17 protein-coding genes and 1 pseudogene are annotated in these 22,345 nt (G+C 71.7%); 5 read left to right on the plus strand and 13 right to left on the minus strand.

The annotated features are described in order from the left end of the window. Window positions 1–53: 53 nt before the first annotated feature. Entirely contained in the window at window positions 54–1,187 is a 1,134-nt protein-coding gene (locus FNH24_RS02970; protein WP_161605960.1) for an aminotransferase class V-fold PLP-dependent enzyme, read from the plus strand. 338 nt (window positions 1,188–1,525) lie between these two features. Here the strand turns inward: FNH24_RS02970 and FNH24_RS02975 are convergent, their stop codons facing one another. From FNH24_RS02975 to FNH24_RS02985, 3 genes are all read right to left on the minus strand, one after another. Continuing rightward, window positions 1,526–4,873, minus strand: coding sequence for an ATP-dependent helicase (locus FNH24_RS02975; protein WP_152360658.1), 3,348 nt, complete (start codon window positions 4,871–4,873; stop codon window positions 1,526–1,528). Between the two features lie 28 nt (window positions 4,874–4,901). Next, window positions 4,902–8,213, minus strand: a complete 3,312-nt coding sequence (locus tag FNH24_RS02980; RefSeq protein WP_152360659.1) for an ATP-dependent helicase — start codon at window positions 8,211–8,213, stop codon at window positions 4,902–4,904. Window positions 8,214–8,298: 85 nt separating this feature from the next. Next, window positions 8,299–9,672, minus strand: coding sequence for an MFS transporter (locus FNH24_RS02985; protein ID WP_152360660.1), 1,374 nt, complete (start codon window positions 9,670–9,672; stop codon window positions 8,299–8,301). A 158-nt stretch (window positions 9,673–9,830) separates the two neighbouring features. On the opposite strand from FNH24_RS02985, the pseudogene FNH24_RS32120 reads away from it, so the two are divergent. Next, window positions 9,831–10,004 (plus strand): annotated as a pseudogene (locus tag FNH24_RS32120) (sigma factor); the annotation flags it as partial. 38 nt (window positions 10,005–10,042) lie between these two features. Beyond that, window positions 10,043–10,657, plus strand: coding sequence for a hypothetical protein (locus tag FNH24_RS32125; RefSeq protein WP_246186729.1), 615 nt, complete (start codon window positions 10,043–10,045; stop codon window positions 10,655–10,657). 4 nt (window positions 10,658–10,661) lie between these two features. Here the strand turns inward: FNH24_RS32125 and FNH24_RS02995 are convergent, their stop codons facing one another. The 9 genes from FNH24_RS02995 to FNH24_RS03035 form a co-directional block, all read right to left on the minus strand. After that, complete coding sequence (locus tag FNH24_RS02995) at window positions 10,662–12,416, minus strand: hypothetical protein (protein ID WP_152360662.1); 1,755 nt, start codon at window positions 12,414–12,416, stop codon at window positions 10,662–10,664. Next, window positions 12,404–14,326: an outer membrane protein assembly factor BamB family protein gene (locus tag FNH24_RS03000; RefSeq protein ID WP_161605961.1), complete on the minus strand. Its 1,923-nt coding sequence runs from the start codon at window positions 14,324–14,326 to the stop codon at window positions 12,404–12,406. The genes FNH24_RS02995 and FNH24_RS03000 overlap by 13 nt, the downstream gene beginning before the upstream one ends. A 36-nt stretch (window positions 14,327–14,362) precedes the next feature. Further along, complete coding sequence (locus FNH24_RS03005) at window positions 14,363–14,905, minus strand: histidine phosphatase family protein (RefSeq protein WP_152360664.1); 543 nt, start codon at window positions 14,903–14,905, stop codon at window positions 14,363–14,365. Further along, entirely contained in the window at window positions 14,902–15,702 is an 801-nt protein-coding gene (locus FNH24_RS03010; RefSeq protein WP_152360763.1) for a carbon-nitrogen hydrolase family protein, read from the minus strand. Before FNH24_RS03010 ends, FNH24_RS03005 begins: the two co-directional genes overlap by 4 nt. Beyond that, the gene (locus FNH24_RS03015; RefSeq protein ID WP_152360665.1) at window positions 15,702–16,496 is read right to left on the minus strand and encodes a CPBP family intramembrane glutamic endopeptidase; all 795 of its coding nucleotides are present in this window, start codon (window positions 16,494–16,496) and stop codon (window positions 15,702–15,704) included. The genes FNH24_RS03010 and FNH24_RS03015 overlap by 1 nt, the downstream gene beginning before the upstream one ends. Beyond that, window positions 16,493–17,533 carry a glycoside hydrolase family 113 protein gene (locus FNH24_RS03020; protein ID WP_152360666.1) on the minus strand — a complete coding sequence of 347 codons (1,041 nt, stop codon included), beginning with the start codon at window positions 17,531–17,533 and terminating at the stop codon, window positions 16,493–16,495. Before FNH24_RS03020 ends, FNH24_RS03015 begins: the two co-directional genes overlap by 4 nt. After that, window positions 17,530–18,156, minus strand: coding sequence for a TetR/AcrR family transcriptional regulator (locus tag FNH24_RS03025; protein WP_152360667.1), 627 nt, complete (start codon window positions 18,154–18,156; stop codon window positions 17,530–17,532). Before FNH24_RS03025 ends, FNH24_RS03020 begins: the two co-directional genes overlap by 4 nt. Window positions 18,157–18,230: 74 nt before the next feature. Beyond that, a complete protein-coding gene (gene serB, locus FNH24_RS03030; protein WP_152360668.1) occupies window positions 18,231–19,415 on the minus strand; it encodes a phosphoserine phosphatase SerB in 1,185 nt (394 codons plus the stop codon). Continuing rightward, a complete protein-coding gene (locus tag FNH24_RS03035) occupies window positions 19,412–20,200 on the minus strand; it encodes a pirin family protein (RefSeq protein WP_152360669.1) in 789 nt (262 codons plus the stop codon). Before FNH24_RS03035 ends, serB begins: the two co-directional genes overlap by 4 nt. 77 nt (window positions 20,201–20,277) lie before the next feature. Here FNH24_RS03035 and FNH24_RS03040 point away from each other — a divergent pair, with 77 nt between their 5' ends. Beyond that, window positions 20,278–20,613: an MGMT family protein gene (locus tag FNH24_RS03040; protein ID WP_152360670.1), complete on the plus strand. Its 336-nt coding sequence runs from the start codon at window positions 20,278–20,280 to the stop codon at window positions 20,611–20,613. 225 nt (window positions 20,614–20,838) lie between these two features. Further along, window positions 20,839–21,042 (plus strand): cold-shock protein, encoded by a 204-nt coding sequence (locus FNH24_RS03045; RefSeq protein ID WP_152360671.1) that lies wholly within the window; start codon window positions 20,839–20,841, stop codon window positions 21,040–21,042. Between the two features lie 85 nt (window positions 21,043–21,127). On the opposite strand, the gene moeZ is transcribed toward FNH24_RS03045, so the two are convergent. Next, window positions 21,128–22,321 (minus strand): adenylyltransferase/sulfurtransferase MoeZ, encoded by a 1,194-nt coding sequence (moeZ, locus tag FNH24_RS03050; RefSeq protein ID WP_425486874.1) that lies wholly within the window; start codon window positions 22,319–22,321, stop codon window positions 21,128–21,130. Window positions 22,322–22,345 lie beyond the last annotated feature (24 nt).

Here is a 22,345-nt window from a genome sequence, read left to right on the forward strand (position 1 = left end):
TCGGTCCCCCTCCGGCGCCGACCCCGGCCGTCGATCCCCGTACGATCACGGTCGTGAACCGTGAGTTGCTCGAGACGTTCGGTCTCGACCCCGACGTCGTCCATCTGAACCACGGCTCCTATGGCTGCGCGCCGATCCGGGTCCGCCAGGCAGCCGAGCGCTGGCGGGACCGGGCCGAACGCAATCCGCACCGCTTCAACGGGCGTGAACTGCTTGGCCTGGTCGGCCAGGCTCGGCAGCGCGGCGCCGAGTTCCTCGGCGTCGAGCCCGACTCGGTCGGCCTGGTCCGCAACGTCTCCGAGGGCGTCTCGTCGGTGCTCGGCTCGCTCGACCTGGCGGCCGGGGACGAGATCGTGCTCTGCAACCACGGCTACGGCGCGGTCCGGATCGCCGCCGAGAGCTGGGCCGGTCGCCGCGGCGCCACGGTCAAGATCGCCGAATTTGATCTTGGTGCGACCGACCAGGAGATCGTCGCCGCCTTCACCGACCGGTGCGGACCGCGGACCCGGCTGGTGGTGGTCGACCAGATCACCGCCCCGACCGCAACGGTGCTCCCGGTCGCCGCGGTGGCGGCGGCCGTCGACGCGCCGGTGCTGGCCGACGCCGCCCACGTGCCGGGCACCCTGCCGACCGACATCGCCGGGCTCGGCGTCGCCTACTGGATCGGCAACCTGCACAAGTGGGCCTACACCCCGCGTGGCACCGCGCTGTTGTGGACCCGGCCCGACCTGCGCGATCGCACCTATCCGGCGACCCTGAACTGGATGCTCAACGACGGCTACTCGGTCGGTTTCGATCACCCCGGCACCTGGGACTACGCCGGCTGGCTGGCCCTCGGCGACGGTCTCGACTTCTGGGCCGAGCTCGGCGGCTGGGCCCAGGTCGACCGGCAGTCCGACCTGGTCGGCGCCGCCCAACGGCACCTGGCCGAGACCTTCGGCACCGAACTGGACGGGATCACCGACAGCCCGGCCCCGACGATGCGGATGGTCCGGCTGCCCGGCGGTTCCGCCGCCACCCTCGGCGAGGTCAAGATCATCTCCGGGCGGCTGGCCGAGGAGCATGCGATCGAGGCGGCCGTCGGCTTCCACGGCACCCCGATGATCCGGCTCGCCGCCGCCCCGTACAACACCGCCGACGACTACGACCGGCTGGCCGAGGCGGTCGGCAAGCTCATCGCCGGCTAGCCGGGGCACCCGTAGCTCGACGCACGCGACCCTTACCCGCTCGCGCGACCGCTGCAACGGTCGCGCCCGCCGATACCAGTCGCGCCGCCCGAGATCGCCCCGCGGCACCATCGGCGGCTGGTGCGCCGCGGGAATGATGGACGTCGGCGCGACCGCTACTGAGGTCGCGCCGACAGACAGTGGTCGCGTCGCCAGGCCCGAGCCGGCAGCTGACGGCCGGCAGGCCAACGCGAGCGCCGCCGAAACTCGTCCCCTTTGCCGCCAAGAAAGTCTCCGAGTCTCAACGGAACGCGCGAGAGCAACCGGTGACGACGGCTAGCGGCGTGGACACCACGCCACTAGGGAGCCAGCAGCAGGCGTTCCAGCTCGGCCCGCTCGGGTAGGTCCGAGATGATCTTGAGCTGATCGTTGCGGACGTAGTAGAACGCGGCGTCGACCCGGTCGACGGCGACGCCGGACAGCTCGGCCCAGGCCACCCGGTAGATCGCCAGCTGCAGCGGATCGGCGTCGCCGGCCCGGTTGGTCTTCCAGTCCAGCACCCGAAAGCGCGGGCCGTCCTGATCATCGGCGAGCCGGTAGACCGCGTCGATCCGGCCGCGGACCAGCCGGCCGCCGAGCAGCAGCGTGAACGGCGCCTCGAGCGCGTACGGGACGACGGCGCCGAACTGGCCCTCGGCGAACTTGGCACACAGCTCGCGCAATTCGTCGTCGTCCGCGGCTCCGCTGTCGGCGCGGTCGGGCAGGTCGTCCGGGTCGATCAACGGCTGCTGGCCGGTGCCGCCCCGGCCCAGGGTGCCGGCGAAGTGTTGCTCCACCCACTGATGGAAGCGGGTGCCGAACCGGGCCGCGCGGGACGGCGGCCGCGGCATCGGCCGGGCCAGGTCGGCGGCGAAGCCACCCGGATCCTCGTTCAGCCGGAGCACGGCCGACGCCGACAGCGCCTCCGGCAGCCGCACCGACCGATCCGGCGACCGGGCGGCCAGTTGCTCGGCCAGCAGTCGTTCGATGTCGTCGTCCCACGCCGCGACGACCTCCTCCTGATCGAGCAACAACGGATCCCCCGGCCCGCCGTAGTGCCCGGCCGCCGCGAACCGCTGCCGCGCCTCGGTCACCGCCGTCGCGGCCGAGTGCCGCCGGCGCAGCGCGTCCGGGTCGTACGGCGTCGGCCAGGGCCGGGGCTCGGCCGCCACCACCAGCGGATTCGCCTCCCCCGGCGGCGGCGCCTCGGCCACCAGCTCACCCTGCCGGGCCGCCTCGGCCATGATCGTCTGCAGATAGGTCGAGCTGGCCCGGGGCTTGATCAACTCCGCCCGCCACCAGTGCCCGGAACCGACCAGCAACTGCTTGGCCCGGGTCGCCGCCACATAGGCCAGCCGGTCCTCCGACAACAGTTGCTGCTCGGTCAGCTCCCGTTTGTAGGACCCCATCGCCGCGTTGGTCGTGTCGTGCAGTTGCGGGATCGAGTCGGCGTCACCGCGCAGGTCGGCCGGCAACACCGCCGGGTTGGTGACCCAGTTGTCGGTCACCCGGTCGCTCGGGAAGGTGCCCTTGACCAGGGCCGGCAGGAAGACGACCTCCCACTCCAGCCCCTTGGCCTTGTGCACCGTGAGCAGCTTGACCGCCTCCCGGTCGGTCGGCACCGCCTGATCCAGCCCGTTGCCCTGATCGAGCTCGGCCTGCAGGTACGCCAGCAGCCCGCTCAGCGACGCCCCGCCGTCGACGTCCACGTAGTCGGCGACGGCGTCCAGGAACGCGCCGAGTTGATCACGCCGGGCCGCCTTGGCGAACTCCGGCGTCGCGGTCAGCTCGACGTCCAGCCCGAGCACCGCGATCACCCGGCGGACCAGGTCCAGCACCGGCTCCTCGGCATGCCGCCGCAGGTACGCCAGCTCGCCCGACAGCTGCCGGAACCGGGTCAGCGCCGCCGCCGAGTAGCCGGGGTTGCCGTCCGACCCGAACCGCGGCTCGGCTCCGGTCCACGACCCCGGCTCGTCGAACGGGCTGTCCAGGGCGTCGAGCACGCTGACCACATCGGTCGGGTCGACGTCGGCGACGGCCAGCTCGAGCGAGGCCAGCAGGTCGTCGCGATCCTCGTCGGCGCCGTGATCATGCTGCTGGGCCAGCACCCGGGCCCGCCGGCCGAGCAGGGCAAGATCACGGGGGCCGAGGTTCCAGCGCGGGCCGGTGAGCAGCCGGATCAGTTGTGGGTTGGCCGTCACGTCGTCGATCATCCGCAGCGTGGCGATCACGTCCGCGATCTCCGGCAGGCTGAGCAGCCCGCCGAGGCCGACGATCTCCACCGGGACGTCCCGGCCGGTCAGCTCGCTGTAGATCGGTCCGATGTCGGCGTTGCGGCGGGTCAGGATCGCGATCTCGGCCCAGGTCCGGACCTGCTGCTCGGAGTGGACCATGATCACCTGATCGGCGATCCAGCGCACCTCGTCGGTCCAGGACTCGAAGGTCGCGGCCCGCACCGCGCCCGGCCCGGCGCTCTCCGGCGCCTGCAGCAGTCCCATTCCCTGCGCTGATTCCTCGGCCCCGGGCAGGGTCTCGGCCCGCAGCGGCCGGCTGAGCACGTTGGCCACGTCGAGGATGGTGTGTCCGCTGCGCCGGTTCACGGTCAGCGCGAAGCGCGGGCTCTGCTGGCCCTTGCTGGTGCGGAACTCACCGGCGAACTGCAGGATGTTGCTGGCCGCGGCCCCGCGCCAGCCGTAGATCGCCTGGAACGGGTCGCCGACGGCCGTCACCGGATGGCCGAGGCCGTCGCTCGGCGTACGACCGGAGAACAGTCCGCGGAGCATGATCGCCTGCGCCGCCGAGGTGTCCTGGTATTCGTCCAGCAGCACCACCTTGAACGCGGCCCGCAGCGACGCCGACACCTGCGGCACCTCGGCCGCGAGCCGGGCAGCGATCGCCATCTGATCGGCGAACTCCACCATCCCGAGGTTGCGCTTCAGCTCCTGGTAGTCACGGACCAGGCTGGCCAGCTCGAGCCGTTCCTCGGTGGCGATCATGGCCCGCTTCACGTCGGCGTAGACGTTGCCCCGGTTGTTCAGCGGCGCCGAGGCCAGGCCGGTCAGCACCTCCCGGGCGTGCTTGTCCAGCCGGGTCGAGTCGATCAAATGCTGCTGCAGATCGGCGTCGAGCCGGAGCACCCGGTCGGTGACCGTGCCCGGCCGGAGCCGGGAGATGAACTCGAACGGCCCGGCCGCGGCCCGGACCACCCGCGACGCCAACCGGAACCGGGTCGCGCCGCTGATCATGGTCGGGTCGGCGTCGACCCCGATCCGCAGCCCGTGCTCGGTGACCAGCCGGGCCGCGAACGCGTCGTAGGTCATGATCAACTGTTCGCCGGACTCGTCGATCCCGCGATCACTCACCACTCCGGCCCGGACCAGCGCGGTGCGGACCCGGTCGGACAGCTCGGCGGCGGCCTTGCGGGTGAACGTCAGCCCGAGCACCTCCTCCGGCCGGACCGCGCCGATGCCGACCAGCCAGACCACCCGGGCCGCCATCACCGTCGTCTTACCCGATCCGGCGCCGGCGATGATCACGCCCGGCTCCAGCGGCGCGGTGATCGCGGCCAGCTGCTGGTCGGAGAACCGGATCCCGAGCGCCTCGGTCAGGTCGTCGGTGTGCTCGAATCGGCGGGCCGGCGCCGCCGGCCGCAGCGTATGCACCGTCATGTCGGGGTCCCCGCGTCGTGGGATGAGTTCATGACACGACCCGCTGACCGCCGGCCTGGGCCGGGCAACTGCCGGCGAACGGGCAGTACCGGCAGGACGCATTGACCGTCGCATGGAACGTCTCGGACCGGATCGTCCGAGCCGCGCGGAGCAGCCGGCGGTGCACCCAGCTCGGCTGCCCGGCCAGCTCCGGGTCTCCCTCCGGCTCCGGATCGGCGACCGGAAACGGGACGTCGTCCAGCGACGCCTGCTGGAACACCTTGGGCAGCTCGCTCCCGTCCGGCAGCCGCAGATAGACCAGCTCCGCGCCGGCCGGCCGGGCGTCCGGGCCGGCGACCGCCGCGAAGGCCCCCTGGGCGACGGCCAGCTGGTAGGCCCCGAGTTGATCTTGCAGGGCGACGTCGACCGCGGCCGGCTGGGACCGGCCGGTCTTGAAGTCGATGATCCGGATCCGGCCGTCCGGATCCCGCTCCACCCGGTCGGCCACCCCGGTCAGCCGGACCCGGTCCGGGCCAAGATCGATTTCGGTGCTGAACTCGACCTCGGTGCCGAGCAGCCGCTGACCGGTCCGGGCCTGCTGCCAGGCGGCGAACCGTTCCAGCGCCGATTCGGCCTCGACCCGCTCGGTCGCCGACAGCCACTTCGCGTCGAAGTCGAGCTGATCCCAGACCGTCTCCAGGTGATCGGCCAGGCTGTCCGGATCGACCCCGTCGCGGGCCCCGTGTTCGGCCAGCACGTGGATCACCGAGCCGAAGCCGGCCGCCGTCCCACGGGCCTGCTCGGCCTGGGCCCGACGGGACAGGAACCACTGCCGTGGGCAGGCCAGGGCCGAGGCGAGCTGGCTGCCGGACAGCTGGATCGGGGCGTCGGGCGGGACCACCGGTGGTGGTTCGTTCCCTGAGCCTGTCGAAGGGCCAGGGGGATGACTCGGGCCCTGCCCTTCGACAGGCTCAGGGAACGAACGATCGCTGACCGGGAGCATGCCCCACCAGCGATGCGGGTCGGCCGCCGGCACCAGCGACCGGCCGTCGGGATCCCGGGCGTCGGCCAGCCGGGCCAGCCGCAGCGCCGCCTCCTCCCGCAGCACCGGAGGCAGGTCGGGATTGACGCTGGCCGCCCGCAGCTCACCGACCAGGGCCGGCAGGGTCAACGGCCGGCGCGGCCGGCCGGCCAGTTCGCGCACCTGGACGCCGAGCTCGGTCAGGAACCGGGACGGTTGATCACCCTCGCCCTCGGTCCCGGCGACCGCGGTGATCACCAACCGCTCCCGGGCCCGGGTGCACGCGACATAGAACAGCCGCCGCTCCTCGGCGATCCGGACCGCGGTCGGCACGTCGTCGGCCAGCCCGTGCCGGGACAGCCGGTCCGGCTCCAGCAACGAGCCGCGCCGCCGGACATCGGGCCAGACCCCTTCCTGGACCCCGGCGACGACGACCAGCGGCCACTCCAGACCCTTGGCCCGGTGGGCCGTCAGCACGCGTACGGCCTCGCCCCGGAGATCGGCCTCGCGCAGGGTGTCGGCCGGAATCTGTTGCCCCTCCACCTCGGCCAGGAAGCCGGTCACGCCGCGCAGGCCGACCACGTCCTCGGACCGGCCGGCGACATCGAACAGGGCGCAGATCGCATCAAGATCACGATCGGCCCGGCGCGCCGGTTCGCCGCCACCGGCGGCCTCGCGGCGCAGCCGGTCCGGCCAGTCCGAGCCGGTCCAGAGCAGCCACAGCGCCTCCTCCGCGGTGGCGCCGTCGATGATCGACTTCTCGCAGTCCTGCAGCAGCGCGGCCAGCCCGGCCGCGCGGTCCCGCTCCGGGGCGGCCGGCAGATCGGTCAGCAGCTCCGGCTCGGTCACCGCCCGGGCGATCAACTCCCCCGACAGCCGGGGCAGCCCGGCCCCGGCCAGTTCGGCCCGTTCCGCGGCGCGCAGCGCCCGGCCCAGCCGGCGCAGGCCGAGGCTGTCCAGGCCGCCGATCGGCGAGGTGAGCAGGGTCTGCGCCTGTTCGTTGTCCACCCGGCGGCCGGTGGCCGCGACCTGCAGCGCCAGCAGCAGCGGCCGGACCGCGAGCTCGGCGGCCAGCGGGATCTCGTCGCCGGCCACCTCGATCGGGATCCCGGCCGCGCTCAAGGCCCGGCTCAGTGCCGGGATGCTGCGCCGACCGGACCGGACCAGGACCGCCATCTCGGACCAGCCGAGGCCGTCCCGGAGGTGGGCACTGCGCAGCATGTCGGCGACGTGTTCGGCCTCGGCGCCGGTGCTGACGCAGGTGAACACCTCCAGCCGGCCCGGCGGCAGCTCCGGCGACGGCTCCGGATGCCGGTACGCGGCGTACACCTCGGGCGGCAGCGGCCGCGGCAGCCCCATCCGATCGGCCAGTTTGCGGCTGGCGGCCAGCAGCGCCTTGCCGAACCGGCGGGTCCGGCCCAGCGCGATCACCGGCGCCCGTTCGCCCGAGGCCGTCGGGAACGCGTCGCCGAAGTCGAGGATCCCGCGCGCCTCGGCACCGCGGAACGCATAGATCGACTGGTCCGGGTCACCGACCGCGATCACCTCCCGGCCGTCGCCGCCGATCGCCTGCAACAGCCGGACCTGGGAGGGGTCGGTGTCCTGATACTCGTCGACGAAGATCGTCCCGATCTCCGCCCGCAGGGTGTCCCTGATCACCGGGTCGGTGAGCAGGATCCGGCACCGGTGCACCAGCTCGGCGTAGTCCATCACCCGTTCGGAGTCGAGCACGTCGAGATACTCGTCGAAGAACTGCCCGACGCTGACCCACTCCGGCCGGCCCGCCGCCTCGCCGGCATCGATCACGTCCTCCGGGTCCATGCCCAACTGCCGGGCCTTGGCCACCACCGCCCGGACCTCGGCCGCAAAACCGCGGGTCGGGAACGCGGCAGCCAGGCTCTCCGGCCAGTCGGCCCGGCCGGTCTCCGGGCTGCCGGCCAGGATCTCCCGGACCCGGAACTCCTGCTCCGGCGCGGTCAGCAGCCGCATCGCCTGACCGGTCTCGTCGACGACGGTGAACCGCCGGATCAGCGCGTAACAGAAGGAGTGGAAGGTCATCGCCAGCGGCGTCGTGACGGATCGGCCCAGCCGGCCGGCGATCCGGGTCCGCAGCTCGGCGGCCGCCTTGCGGGAGAAGGTCAGCACCAAGATCGACTCCGGCCGCATCCCGCGGCGCTCGATCCGGTCCACCACCGACTCGACCAGGGTCGTCGTCTTCCCGGTGCCCGGGCCGGCGAGCACCAGCAACGGGCCGCCGGAATGGTCGACGACGCTTTGCTGGGTCGGGTCCAGGTCCGGCCTGGCGGCCGGCGGCCGCGGGGTGCGGATCAGCTGGTACATCTGTGCTCGTGCATCGATTCGGCCTTCGTCGTCCTACAGGTTCGACCGTAGTGCACCAGAGGGCGCTGACAGCGCCGCCACCCCGTCAGCGTTCCGACTCCCGAACCGGGCGACGGATCAGCAGCGCGAGCAGCAGGACGACGACGGCTCCGCCGGTCATCAGCCAGCCGAGATGGTGCAACCCGGAGCTGCTCAGGTCCCGCTCGAAGATCAACCCGATCATGGCCGTGGCCAGGATCGCGCCGAGGTAGCGGAAGGTCTGGAACAGCCCGGCCGCCGACGCGGTCCGGTCCGGCGGAGCGGCGTCGTACAGCGAGGTCTGCAGGCCCAGGTTGTTGAAGCCGTTGGGGATCCCGAACGCCAAGGTCAGCAGGATGATCAACGCGATCGGCGAGGCGTCGCCGAGCAACTGAATCAGCAGCGTCGCGCCGAGCAGCACACAGGACCCGAGCAGCAGGGCCGGCCGGGAGCCGACTCGCCGGATCATCCGCGCCGCCAGCGGTACGGTCGCGATCCCGAGCCCGGCCACCGGCAGGATCATCAGCCCGGCGGCGTCGCTGCCGAAGCCGCGGACCGATTCCAGCCAGAGCGGCAGCGAGAAGAACATCGAATAGAAGGTGAGGTTGATCGCGCCCTGCTGGGCCAGCACCGAGGTCAGCGGCCGGTTGGCGATCAGCCCGCGGATGTCCAGGAACGGGGCGGCGACCCGGCGTTCCCACAGCACCAGCCCGGCCCCGGCGGCGATGATCACCGGCAGCAGCCACCAGCGCGGGCCGGCGGCGAAGGACAGGATGAAGATCAACAGCGAGATCAGGGTCGCGGTGAACAGCAGGATGCCGAGCAGATCGATCGGCTGGTGGCGCTGGGCCGGCTCCGGCCGGGTCCGCGGCAGCACCCGCCAGGCCAGGATCAGCCCGATCACCGTCAGCGGTACGTTCACCACGAACACCGCCGGCCAGCCGGCCAGGGCGACCAGGAATCCGCCGAGCACCGGGCCGAGCGCGGCGCAACTGGAGTTGGCCATGCTGATCGCGCCGAGGGCTCCGGCGGGAGTGCCGCCGGCCGGAGCGGCGGACCGGATCAGGGTCATGGCCGCCGGATAGGCGGTCGAGGTGCCGAAGGCCTGCACCACCCGCAGCGCGACCAGCCACCACAGCCCGGGCGCGAACGGCATCACCGCCGAGGTGGCGAGCACCAGGGCGAGGCCGAACAGGAACAGCCGCCGGGGCCCGAACTGGTCGATCAACCGACCCATCAGCGGCTGACCCACCGCCGCCGCGACGTAGAAGCCGGACACGAGCCACGTCACGTCGGCGATGCTGACCTGGAACTCGCCCTGCAGGCTGACCAGCGCCACGGCGATCATCGACGAGTTGAGCGGGTTCAGGGTGGTGCCGAACGCCAGGGTCGCCACCAGCCGCGGCGGAACGCCACCCAGGCGATCCCGTCCCGACGTCATGCGCGGACCGAGCTCATCGGAGTCAGCGTACTCAGCGGGATCCGGGCGGAGTTCGGCGCCGGAACCATAAAGTTCCACCCAGCCGACAACCGAACGCGAGGAACCTCGGTATTACTCGACGAAGGGTTGATTCGGAGCAGCTGGACGAGTGGAGGGCGATGAGCGACGCGGACGCGGAGTTCACGGACTATGCCGTCGCGAACCGGACCCGATGCCGACGCACCGCCTACCTGCTGTGCGGCGACTGGGGTCTGGCCGAGGACATCGTCCAACAGGCACTGATCAAGCTGTACCTGGCCTGGGGCCGGGTCCGCCGGGACGGCGCCGACGGCTACGTCCGCCGGATCATCAGCCGGACGGCGATCGACGAGTGGCGGCGGAGATCGCGGCGGCGGACCACCTCCGACGATGTCCTGATCGACATCGCGGACCCGGCGTCGTCTTCGCCGAGTGTTTCACCGGTGAACCACCGGAGGGCTCGGTCACCGATGATCTTGCTCGAGCCAAGGCCCGACGACTGCGGCGACGGCGGACCGTCGGGGCCGCGGTTGGCGGCGTCGCCGCCCTGGCGCTGTCCGCTCTGCTGATCGGCACCCTGCAGGGCTCCGGCTCGGTCGGGCTGCCGGCGGACCAGCCCAAGCCGCCCGGTACGACCGCCGGGCCGGACCGGGAACGCTCCCGCGAGCGGTGCGCCGCGGCGGAAGGGGCCGAGGCCAAGGAGTGCGAGGCCAGGAGGCGGGCCGAGCGCGAGAAGTACGCGGCCGAGGAGAAGCGGGAGGCGGCCCGGCGAGCCGAGGCCGAGAAGCAGAGCGCGGCGGCCAAGCGCGAGGCCGAGGAGAAGGCCCGTTCGGCGGACAAGGAACGGACGGTGCAACGCGCCGAGGCCGAGGCCGAGAAGCGGCGGGCCGAAGAAGAGGACCGTTCGGTCGCCAAGGAGCGCGCGGCCAAGCGGGCCGAGGCCGAGCAGCAGGCGGCCGGCCAGTAGCGGGTCAACCGAGCGGTCGGTCGGTGCGCTGGGCATCGACCACCGCCACGAAGGCCGCGGCCAGCAGGGCACTGCCGAAGACGAGATCGCCGAAGTCGGCGAAGTCCTCCAGGTCGATGATCACCCCGAGATTGCCGGCCAGCACCAGGTACGCCAGCAGGATGCCGGTCAGCAACAGGTTGGCCAGCACCAGCAGCACCCGGGTCGGCCGCGGGAACCGGCGGCTGTCGCCGTTGCCCCAGCCGGAGCCGGTGAGGAAGGTCCAGGTCAGGCCGAACAGCAGCACCACGGCGCCCGAGTAGCCGAAGATCACCTGGACCGGATCGGTGATCACCTCGCGGGCCGACACCAGGGCCGACAGCACCAGCAGACCGGACAGCGCCAGGGCGCGCATCGGCGACAGCCGCCGCCGGATCAGTGACCAGCCGGCCAGGCCCAGGGCGAGCGCGGTGGCCAGCAGATTGACCACGGTCAGGTCGAAGCCGATCGCCAGCCGATAGCCGCTCAGCAACTGGGTCACCTGGGTCAGCAACACCACCCCGATGCAGCACAGCAGCAAGCCCCGCCCCGGCCGCCCCCGCCGGGTGATGATCAATCCGATCGTGATGCACAGGGCGGCCACGACGAGCCGGACCAGGTCGACCTGGTCGGCGATCACCAGCAGATCCAGGCTGCCCTGCTCCGCCATCCCCAGCGGATCCAGCGCGGCGACCGCGGTGATCACCGATCCGGCGATGAGCACCGGCAGCGTCAGCCCGGCCAGGGCGGCGGCGACCGGCAGGCCCACCGCGGAGAGCTCGTCCGGCAGCCCGGCGATCTTCGTACCGGCCTCGTGCCGCCGGCCCCACCGCAGCACCAACCGGCCCAGCCCGGCGATCAGCAGCAGGGCGACTCCGGCCACGACGAAGGCGGGCCAACCCTGGCGGACCGGATCCAGTCCGATCAGCTCGGTGATCGACTGGGCGAGGCGGACCAGGACCAGGACGATCAAGATCAGGTACGGCAGCCGGGCCAGCCAGGTCCCCGGCCGGTCGCGCGGCGCCGACTCGGTCAGCCGCTGCACCCGCCGGGTCGTCGCCAAGGTCAGGTTGATCGCGATCTCGGCCACCGCGACCCCGGCCACCATGGCGGCCGGAATGGCCAGGAAGCCGATCGTGGTCAGGGTCTGCTGCACCATCATCGGCGCGAACTCGAAGCCGAAGGACCGGGCGTAACCGCCGACCAGCAAGGTGTCCAGCACCACCGTGCCGAACAGGCCGAGGGTGATCAGGAACTCCCACCAGCGAAACGCCCGCGGCCAGCGCACGATCGAGAAGATGATCAAGGCGAGCGAGCAGGCGACGGCGATGATCGTGCCGAAATTGAGGCTGCCGGTGAACGTCCCGGTGACACCCCAGCTGAGCACGGCACTCGTCGTCGCCAGCAGGCCGAGCGCCTTCAGCCACCAGGCGCCGTGCAGGCAGGCGACGTGCACCAGGGCGACCAGCACCGTGATCAGGAAGATCAGCAGCCAGAGCCAGGTCTCGGGGATGCCCGAGGTCAGGGTCGCCGTGGTCAGGAGTCGGCCACCCTGCCGCAACCACGGCCCGGCCACGACCAACAGCACGACGATCAGGTACGCCGCGAGGGTGACGGTCACGATCTCCCGGAGCCCGTACGGCCAGCGGATGTCACGGAGCCGGCCGTGCCGGACCCGGGCGGCGATCACGTCCCGCCAGATCCCCGTGGCCAGCGGCCGGAGCGTGCTCAGGGCGCCCATTCGGTGAACCCCCAGCCGGCTCCGTGCAGTTGGACCCCGACCGGCGTGACCAGGGCGGTCCGAGTGCCGGTGCCCCAGGTCTCCAGCGGCAGCGGCCAGCCGGCCGACTCGGTGCCGTCGGCCCCCATGATCAACATCCGGTCGGTGCTCCAGCCGGCCCAGCGGGAGCCGGCGCCGACCACGCCGACCAGCGGGCCGAGCCGACCGCGGACCGTGCCGGACTCGTCCAAGATCATCGTGCCGACCCGGGTGGCGACGATCAGCCGGTCAGCGGCGACCGCCGTGCCGCTCAACGTGCCGGCGTACGGCAGCCGCCAGCGGCCGCGGCCGTCGGCCAGGTCGCGGCCCTCGATCACTCCGTCGCCGGTCGTGATCACCAGCGATCCGATCACCCGCGGCTGCCCGATCACCCCCGACACCGACCACTGCTCGGCGCCGTCGGCCGCCGCCAGCGCGGTGAGCGTGCCGTCGTCGCCGCCGACCACGACGCGGTCGCCCGCCACCACCGGGGCCTGGAAGACCTGAGCACCGGCCGGTTGCCGCCACACCTCCTCGCCGGTCCGCAGCCGGAGCGCGAACACGGTCCCGTCGATCGTCGCCAGCGCGATCCGTGGATCGTCGCTCCGGGCACCGATCAGGGCCGGGCGGGCCTCGGCCACCTCGGGCAGGTCCCGCTGCCACAGCCGCAAGCCGTTGTCGGAGTAGCCGATCACCTGCCGCAGGCTGGTGCTGACGATGATCATCCGGCCGAAGCCGGCCAGCGCGGTGATCGTGCCGCCCGGATGCAGCCGGAGCACGGATCGCAGCGAGCCGCCTTCGCCGGCCAGGACGACCAGGTCCTGCCCGGTCTGACTGACCCGGACCAGCCGGCCGCCCCCGGTGATCACCGGGGGCGGCATCGAGGCCGGGACGCCGGTCATCGGCGCCTCACCGAACCGGGGCGAGACCGAGACCGGGCTCTGCTCGATCGCGCGCCACCGTCCCGGATCGGTCCAGTCCGGCGCCGGGCCGGCTGTCGGCACCGGATCGGTCGCCGGCACCGGGTCGGCCGCCGGCCAGTCGGCGGGCCGTACGGTATCGGTGCGATCGCCGACCGTCTGCACCGACTCGACGATGCCGCGGCCCGGACACCAGACCCGCCGGACCCGGCGGACCTCGAGCTCCGCTCCGGCCTCGTCGGTGTAGCGGATCCGACCCGAGGTCTGCAGGCAGCCCGCCGGATGTCCGGCCGGCGCCTCGGCCCGGAAGTCGGAGGCGTACTCGATGCCGTCACCGGCCGCCCCGCGATCGCGCCAGGTCGAGCCCACCACCGCCCCGGCCGGCAGCTCGGTCAGGCCCGGCCGGTACGCGTAGCCGCGGCCGGCGGAACCGTCCGGCCCGGCCCGCTCGCCGTCGTCCAGCGGCCGGTCCTCACCGATCAGGTCGATCCCGTCGTCGACCCGGTAGACGGCGGTCGACTGCCGATCCGGCGTGGTCAGGATCGACCGCCACAACCGGATCCGGCCGACCTCACCCAGCTCGTCGGCCGACACGTCCAGGGCGCCGATCAGCTGCGTGCCGAAAGCGAAGTCGGTGCTGCCGAACATGGCGGAGGCGAATCGCACGGCCGCCTCGGTGACGGCCGGGTGCTGGTCGGTCCGGCCGGCCGCGGCAACCTCACGGATGCCCCGTGACATCGTCCCGTCCGCCGGCAGGTAGGGACTTCCGCCGGCGGTGATCGCCCCGATCCGTTCGATGGTGAAGATCGATCCGGCCAACAGCACCAGGCAGGCGGTGATGATCAGCAACGGCCGCAAGGCCGGCCGGCGTGGCTGCTCCGGCTCCGCCGCCGGGTCAGCGGGCAGCAGCTCCCAGTCCTGGACCGGGAACGGCGACCAGCGCCCCGTCCCGTCCTCCGTCCCCCACGTCACACTCGTCATGGTGCCGGACGGGACGGGATCCGGTGATCAGTTCAGCAGGAATTCCCAGCCCGGTTGCCAGCGGAACGGCTGCCCGGCCAGCTCGTCCAGCGTGATCGACTCGGTCCGCCGGCGCAGCGCCCAGCGGGTGGCGATGTGACCGACGACGACGATCCGGCCGCCCGGCCACAGCTGCCGAAGATCATCCAGGCTGCGGTCGACCCGGGCCAGCGCGCCGAGCCAGCTCTCCCCCGCCGGATAGGGATTGCGCAGGAACCGGTCGAGCCCGGCGCCGTGCACCTGAGCCTTCGGCGCGCCGTTCAACAGGCCGTAATGGCATTCGCGCAGCCGCCAGTCGTAGAAGATCGGCACCTCCAGACCGGCGCAGGCGATCTCGACCGTCTGCCGGGCCCGGTCGAGGTCGGAGGCGATGACGGCGTCCGGCGCGTGCTCGCGGATCCTCATTCCTAGCGCGGCCGCCTGTTCGCGGCCGGCGGCGGACAGCTCGCCGGGCAGCCAGCCGGTCGCCCGTTCCTGCTCGTTGTCGACCGTGGTCGCGTGGGTCTCGAAGACGATCAGCAGCGGCTTCATCGCCCGCCGAGCCGCCGGTTGGCCAGCACCGGGATCTGCTTCCGGGCGGCGGTGATCGTGTCCAGTTCGAGGTCGGCGATCAGCAGCTGCGGCGCGACCCCGGCCTCGGCGACCACCGCGCCGTTCGGCCCGACGATCATGCTGCCGCCGACGCCGGTCGGGGCGCTGCCCGAGGACTCGATCCCGACCGTGGCCGGGTCCGCCTGACCGCAGGCCGCGACGAACGTGGTCGAATCCAGCGCGCGGGCGCGGACCAGCAGCCGCCACTGGTCCAGCTTCGCCGGGCCGGCGCCCCAGGACGCCGGCACGATGATCAACTGGGCACCGTCGTCGGCCAGCCGGGTGAACAGCTCCGGAAACCGCAGGTCGTAACAGATCGCGCAGCCGATCGAACCGCCCGCCGCCGTGATCACCAGCGGCCGGTCGCCGGGGGCCACGGTCCGCGACTCGGTGAACCCGAACGCGTCGTACAGATGGATCTTGTCGTAACTCGCCTCGACCTCGGCGCCGGTGATCAACAGCGTGTTCCGGACCCGATCGTCGTCGGCCGGAGTGAACATCCCGGCGGCCACCACCAGACCGCTGTCCCGCGCGATCTCCCGGACCGCGTTCGCCCACGGACCGTCGATCGGCTCGGCGACCTCGGCCAGGGACCGGCCGAAGCAGCGCATGGTCGCCTCCGGAAACACCACCAGCCCGGCGCCGGCCGCGGCCGCGGCGTGGGCCTGCTCGGCGACCAACTCGAGGTTGCGGGCCGGATCGGGCCCGCTGACGATCTGAGCCAGCGCTATCCGCATCACCCGACGATCTTAGTGACCCGTCCGGCCGCGGACAGGCCGGGGATGATCCGGACCAGGGTCTCGCCGAACGTCAGCGCCACCGCGAACGGGACCGCGCCGAAGATCAGCATCCCGGGCAGCAGGCCGGGGGCCTCGGTCACCAGACCGGGGTCGGCGGTGCCGATCAGGCCCGTCGCCAGCCGGTACGCGAGGTGCATCCCGACCGGCGCCCAGACGCTGCCGGTGATGGCCCGCAGAAAGCCCAGCGCGATCCCGACGCCGATGCCGAAGCCGGCGCCGAGCGGGTCCCGGAGGCCGCCGGCCAGGAACAGGAACGCGCCGTAGAGCACGCCCTGCAGCAGGATCAGCGTCCAGCCGCCGAACCGTTCGGACAGCCCGGCGAAGATCGCCGACCGGAAGATCAACTCCTGTGGCAGGGCCTGGGCCAGGACGGCGACGGCGACCTGGATCGCGATCACGCCCAGCACCCCCGGCGGCAGCGCCGGCGCGAACCGCAACCAGCCGCTCAGCGCGCCGATGATGACCATCACCGTGCACGGCACCAGCCAGCCGAGGAAGCCGAGCAGCAGGTGCGGCCAGGCCTTGGGCCACGGCGGCAGCCCGGCGGCCGGCCAGTCGTGCCGGCCCAGCAGCCGGATCGTCAGCAGCGCCAGCCCGACGGTCAGCGCGCCGCCGATCACGGCCGCGACCGGTCCACCGATCCGGACCGCGGCCAGCATGATCAACAGCGCACCGGCCCAAGGCACCGCGAGCCGGATGATCAACGGCACGGATCGGGCCGGGCCGGTCATGATCGTTCCTCGGCGGTGGTGGCGGTAGCGGCCGCGGCGCCGTAGCGGCGGGCCAGGGTGCCGAACGCCTCCTTGCGCTGCCACCGCTCCCCCTCCGGCCGGTCGCCGGGCGGCAGCACCTTGACGATGCCGAAGCTGCCCTGATCGAGGTCGTGGATCGGATCGGCGGAGGTGGGCAGGCTGGGTTCGCTGAAGCCGAAGACGAAGGTGCCGTGCACGCCGGCCTCGGTGAAGATGTCCAGCGACTCGTCCAGATAGTCGGCCTGCACCCGTTCGCTGCGGACCAGCTGGGCCGGCATCGTCGGTGGGTCGGTCCCGTAGTCGATCACCGAGAAGCCGCCCGCCCCGCGCTCGGCCGCGCCCTGATAGGTGCAGCAACCGAACTCGGTGATCAACACCGGCCGGCCGGTCCGGACGTGCCGGCGGACGTCGCCGGCGAACCGCCAGCGATTCGACGCGTCCAGGTAGTAGTCCAGCCCGATGTAGTCGAACCGGCGCCAGTCCACGCTCTCCCAGGGACCCGAGCCGTACGAAAGCGGGCCGGCGAACCGGGCCCGGGCGAGCGTCACCGCGCGCTCGAGGAACCGGTTGAGCCGGCGATCGTAGACCGGCTTGAGCCAGAAGAACCAGGGCAGCAGACTGCCGCGCCGGATGAAGGTCCGGCCGGGGACGAAGCCGTTCACCGACAGGCTGAGCTCGCAGCCGACGTTGAGCCCGACGTCGCCGTGCTGCCGGCGCAGCTCCTCGGCCAGCTCGGCCGCCCGGCCCAGGTGGTCCAGCACCTCGTCCGGGTCGTGGTCGAACAGCCGCGGCTGCAGCCAGGCGAAGAGCCCCAGCTCCCGGGCGACCGCGCCGGCCTCGGCCAGCTGGTCGTTGTCGCTGCCCATGATCATCACCGCGTTGCAGGCGAGCTCGTCGGCGATCACCCGGAGATCCCGGCGCACGTCCTCGGCCCGCCAGTGCGGGCGCGACGGCTGGTCCCGTTCGTAGACCACGCCGACGTCGTAACCGATGCCCCGGATCGGCGGCGCGGTCACGCGGCACCGCCGGAGACGGCGCGGAGCAGCAACGGGACCAGGCGGTCGGCGTACCGGTCGAGATCGAGGTCCGGGTCCTTCTGCGCCTCGGTCAGCGCGCCGTCGATCGCGTGCACGATCGTCACCGCGGCGATCTTGATGTCCATCGGGCCGAAGTCTTTCGCCCGGCGGCCGGACCGCAGCAGGTGCTCCAGCAGCGCGGTGTCCTCGTCGCCGGACTGCAGATAGAGCGGCACCCCGTCGGCGTCGCGGTGGCTGATCACGATCTCGTTGGCGGCGATCATCCGCTCCCGGTGATCACGCATGTAGGCCAGCTCGGCCCGGACATAGGCCGCCAGCTTCTCCGGCCAGCCGGTCACGCCGTCGACCGCCGCCATGATCAGTGCGCCGGCCTCCTCGTACACCTGCTCGACGACCTGCGCCAGCAACTCCTCCTTGCCGTCGAAGTGGTACGAGATCACACTCTTCGACGTCTTCGCCCGGGCCGCGATCACGCTCAGCGACGCCCCCGCATAGCCGAGCTCGTTGACCGCGACGATCGCCGCCTCGATGATCTGGGCTCGCCGAGCCGCCTCGATGAACGACCCACTCCTCCGGCCGCTCGAACTGCTTTCAGCCTGCATGACCCGATTCTAGGCCAATCGGCCTGAAAAGCGAAGAGCCGGACTGTGCCGGTCGATCGAGGCCCGGCCGCCGATCAGCTCTGGCCGGCCAGCACCTCGTCCCGCGGGATGCCGAGCATGAACAGGATCGCGTCCAGGTGCAGTACGGAGACGGTGGCGTCGGCCTGTTCGCGGACGGCCGGTTTGGCGTTGAACGCGATGCCGAGCCCGGCCGCGGCCAGCATGTCCAGGTCGTTGGCGCCGTCGCCGACCGCGACCGTCTGCGAGGTCGGCACGCCTTCCAGATCGGCGATCCGGGCCAGCAGCCGGGCCTTGCCCGGCCGGTCGACGATGGCACCGACCAGCTCGCCGGTGACCACGCCGTCGATGATCTCCAGCGTGTTGGCGAAGGCGTGATCAAGACCGAGGTCGTCCCGCAGTTGGTCGGTGAACTGGGTGAAGCCGCCGCTCACCACCGCCACCGCGTAGCCGAGCCGGTGCAGGGTGGAGACGAAGGTCCGCGCACCCGGGGTCAGCGTGATCCGGGCCCGGGCCCGTTCGATCGCCGCCTGATCGAGCCCCTTGAGCAGCCGGACCCGCTCCCGCAGCGACTGCTCGAAGTCGAGCTCGCCGGCCATCGCCCGGGACGTGATCATCGTCACCTGGTCACCACAGCCGGCTTCGTCGGCCAGCAGTTCGATCACCTCGTTGGTGATCAGGGTGGAGTCGACGTCGAGCACCACCAGCCGCTTGGCCCGGCGTTCCAAGCCGTCGGACTGGATGGCGATGTCGACGCCGGCCTCCTTGGCCACCCCGGCCAGCCGGCGCCGCAGCGGGTCCGGCTGGTCGATGATCACCACCAGTTCGTACGCGAACACCGGCTCGGTCGCCAGCCGGACGATCCGGTCGATCGTGCCGCCCTCGGCGGCGACCGCATCGGCCACCTCGGCCAGGCTCGCCGGGCTGAGGTCGGGCCCGAGCACCGTGATCACCTGGCGTCGCCGGCCGGCCCGGACCGACCGTGGCTCGACCCGCTCGAAGTCGATCTTGAGATCGTGGGTGAAGGCCCAGTAGAGGACGTCCTTGATCACCCGGTCCGCGGCCTCCTCGAGCCGGACCAGGACGTCGAGGGTGAGCCGCTCCCGGACCACCAACTGCTCCAGGTCGTCGATCCCGGCCTGCGCGTCGGCCAGCAGCCGGAGCAGGTCGCGGGTGAGCCCGGGCCGGTCCCGGCCGGTCACCCTGATCAACAGCGGCGGTTCCACGCCCGGTCCGGTCATGCGGCACGCCCTTCCTGGTCTGCCATCACCCAGGCCAGCACCTCGGCGTCGGCGACGCCGGTCAGCCGCAGCCCGCCCGCGTCCCGCAGCCGGACCGAGTCCCCGGTGGACAGTCGGCCGGCCGACTCCAGGTCCACCGCTCCCGCCAGCACGCTGAGGTGCGCCAGCGGCCCGTCCGGCAGGTGCCGGGTCACGCCGGCGGCGACCCGGACCGCCCACAGCGTCGAGCCGGCCGCCCCGAGCGTGATCACCGCGTCCGGATGCGAACCGGAGGCGACCGGCAGCCAGCCGGCATCGAGATCGGCCAGGTCGAGCTCCCGCTGCTGATACGACGGCTCGCCTCCGGAAACGTCCGGCCGGACCCACATCTGCCAGAAATGCACCGGTTCCTCCGGCCGCGTCGGGTCGGTCCGGAAGGCGTCGTTGCGTTCGGAGTGGACGATGCCGGAGCCCGCGCTCATCCGCTGCGCCAGCCCCGGGTGGACCAGGCCCGAATGCCCGTGTGAATCGAGGTGCACCAGCGATCCGGACAGCACCCAGGTGACGATCTCGGCGTCGACGTGCGGATGCGGGTCGTAGCCGGTGCCGGACCGGACCACGTCCTCGTTGACCGCGAGCAGTGCGCCGAACCCGACGTTGTCCGGGTCGTAGTGCGCACCGAAGGAGAAGGAGTGCCGGGTGGTCGCCCAGTCGGTCCGGGTGACGAAGCGGTCGGCCGCCCGCCGGACGTCGAACTGGGGCCGCCCATGATCGAACGCGGGCGGGCCGGGCCGGGATGAGTCCACCCGGCCAGTATTCCGTTCTACCGTGGTCCGGTGCGCAGCAGTCTGAGGGGTGAGCCGATCGAGCGGCTGGAGGTCCGATGAACGACGAGTTCGTGGAGCAGGTGCTCAGCGCGGTCGAGGCGATCCCGCCGGGCAAGGTGGCCAGCTACGGCGAGATCGCCGAATTGCTCGGCCGGGGCGGTCCGCGCCAGGTCGGCTGGGTGATGTCGCACCACGGTGGCGGCGTGCCCTGGTGGCGGGTGGTCCGCGCCGACGGCCGACCGGCCCGCGGGCATGAGGCCCGGGCGCTACGGTTGCTGCGCGACGAGGGCACCCCGTTGCGCGGTGATCGGGTCGATCTTGGTGGCGCCCGGATCGGCGATGATCATCTCGCCGAGTGGCGGGCCAACGCGGTCGCGTCAACCGGCAGCTAGGAGGCGGGGCGCAGGTGTCCGTAGATCAACTTTGCGACGCCACGCTGCTCACCCTTCACAGGTCCGAGGATGCTGTGCAAGGCTGTTGCCGCTGTTGCAAGTGGTCTGTGTCGTGGTTAGTGCTACGCCCCCAGAACTATTGCGGTGGGCGTTGGACCCATCTGGCGCCCAGGCAGCATCGGAGCCGTGAGGTGCGGCTGCGAAGCCAGATGCTAGGAGATGTTCATGGCGCAGGGAACCGTCAAGTGGTTCAATGCCGAAAAGGGCTACGGATTCATTGCTGTTGACGGCGGCGGTCCGGACGTATTCGTTCACTACAGTTCGATCGAGACGACCGGCTTCCGGACCCTCGATGAGGGACAGCGGGTCGAGTTCGAGACCACGCAGGGCCCCAAGGGCCCACAGGCCGATCGGGTCCACGCGGTCTGACCGACCGATAGCAACACCGAGAAGCAGATAGCGAGGAAACCCCCGTACGCAAGGCGTACGGGGGTTTCTGATTTCAGTTGATCACTCAGTAGGCGGGCTGGGACGGGTCGATCTGACTGACCCAGGCACTCACTCCACCGCCGACGTGCACCGCGTCGGCCAGGCCGGCTCCGTGCACGATCGCCAGGCACTCGGCCGACCGGGTGCCGGCCTTGCAATAGAGCACCACCTGCTTGTCCTGCGGCAGCTGCGGCAGGGCGATGCCGTTCTGGAAGTCGCCCTTGGGGATCAACACCGAACCGGGGATCTTGTTGATCTCCCGCTCCACTGCCTCCCGGACATCGATCAACTCGAAGTCACGCTTGCCCGACTCGCGGTCGGCCAGCCACTCCTCCAGCTGCTTGACGCTGATCGTGTTGCCCGCCGCGGCGTCGGCCGCCTCGTCGGTGATCGCACCGCAGAAGGCGTCGTAGTCGATCAAGCCGGTGATCGGCTCGCCGTTCGGATCCTTGCGCAGCTTCAGCGTCTTGTAGCTCATCTCCAGCGCGTCGTACACCATCAGCCGGCCGAGCAGCGGCTCACCGATCCCGGTGATCAACTTGATCGCCTCGGTGACCATGATCGAGCCGATCGAGGCGCAGAGCACGCCGAGCACGCCACCCTCGGCGCAGGACGGCACCATCCCCGGCGGCGGCGGTGACGGGTAGAGATCGCGGTACTGCGGTCCATGATCAGCCCAGAACACACTGACCTGACCCTCGAACCGGAAGATCGAACCCCACACGTACGGCTTGTGCGACAGCACCGCGGCGTCGTTGACCAGATAGCGGGTGGCGAAGTTGTCGGTGCCGTCGACGATCAGGTCGTAGTCGGCGAAGATCTCCAGCACGTTGTCGTTGTCCAGCCGGGTGTCGTGCACGATCACGTTCACCAGCGGGTTGACCTCGGCGATCGACTCCTTGGCCGACAGTGCCTTCGACTTCCCGATGTCGGACTGGCCGTGGATGATCTGGCGTTGCAGGTTCGACTCGTCGACGGTGTCGAACTCGACGATGCCGAGCGTGCCCACGCCCGCCGCCGCCAGATAGAGCAGCGCGGGGCTGCCCAGGCCGCCCGCGCCGATCACCAGCACCTTGGCGTTCTTCAGCCGCTTCTGCCCCTCCATCCCGACGTCGGGGATGATCAGGTGCCGGCTGTAGCGCCGTACCTCCTCGATCGTCAGTTCCGCGGCCGGCTCCACCAGCGGCGGCAGCGTTACGGCCTGTGAATCGAGGCCCACGATTCCTCCTGAATAGCTGTTCAC

Origin of the sequence: Microlunatus speluncae, from assembly GCF_009299835.1 — a bacterium.
Taxonomy (GTDB): Bacteria; Actinomycetota; Actinomycetes; order Propionibacteriales; family Propionibacteriaceae; genus Microlunatus; species Microlunatus speluncae.

Excerpts from the sequence above, each read along its gene's own strand:
- FNH24_RS03040 (WP_152360670.1), top strand. The coding sequence starts at position 20,278 with ATGAACGACGAGTTCGTGGAGCAGGTGCTCAGCGCGGTCGAGGCGATC.
- FNH24_RS03010 (WP_152360763.1), bottom strand. The coding sequence starts at position 15,702 with ATGCGGATAGCGCTGGCTCAGATCGTCAGCGGGCCCGATCCGGCCCGC.
- FNH24_RS03025 (WP_152360667.1), bottom strand. The coding sequence starts at position 18,156 with ATGCAGGCTGAAAGCAGTTCGAGCGGCCGGAGGAGTGGGTCGTTCATC.
- FNH24_RS03045 (WP_152360671.1), top strand. The coding sequence starts at position 20,839 with ATGGCGCAGGGAACCGTCAAGTGGTTCAATGCCGAAAAGGGCTACGGA.
- FNH24_RS03005 (WP_152360664.1), bottom strand. The coding sequence starts at position 14,905 with ATGAAGCCGCTGCTGATCGTCTTCGAGACCCACGCGACCACGGTCGAC.
- FNH24_RS02995 (WP_152360662.1), bottom strand. The coding sequence starts at position 12,416 with ATGGGCGCCCTGAGCACGCTCCGGCCGCTGGCCACGGGGATCTGGCGG.
- FNH24_RS03015 (WP_152360665.1), bottom strand. The coding sequence starts at position 16,496 with ATGACCGGCCCGGCCCGATCCGTGCCGTTGATCATCCGGCTCGCGGTG.
- FNH24_RS02985 (WP_152360660.1), bottom strand. The coding sequence starts at position 9,672 with ATGACGTCGGGACGGGATCGCCTGGGTGGCGTTCCGCCGCGGCTGGTG.
- FNH24_RS02975 (WP_152360658.1), bottom strand. The coding sequence starts at position 4,873 with ATGACGGTGCATACGCTGCGGCCGGCGGCGCCGGCCCGCCGATTCGAG.
- serB (WP_152360668.1), bottom strand. The coding sequence starts at position 19,415 with ATGACCGGACCGGGCGTGGAACCGCCGCTGTTGATCAGGGTGACCGGC.
- FNH24_RS02980 (WP_152360659.1), bottom strand. The coding sequence starts at position 8,213 with ATGTACCAGCTGATCCGCACCCCGCGGCCGCCGGCCGCCAGGCCGGAC.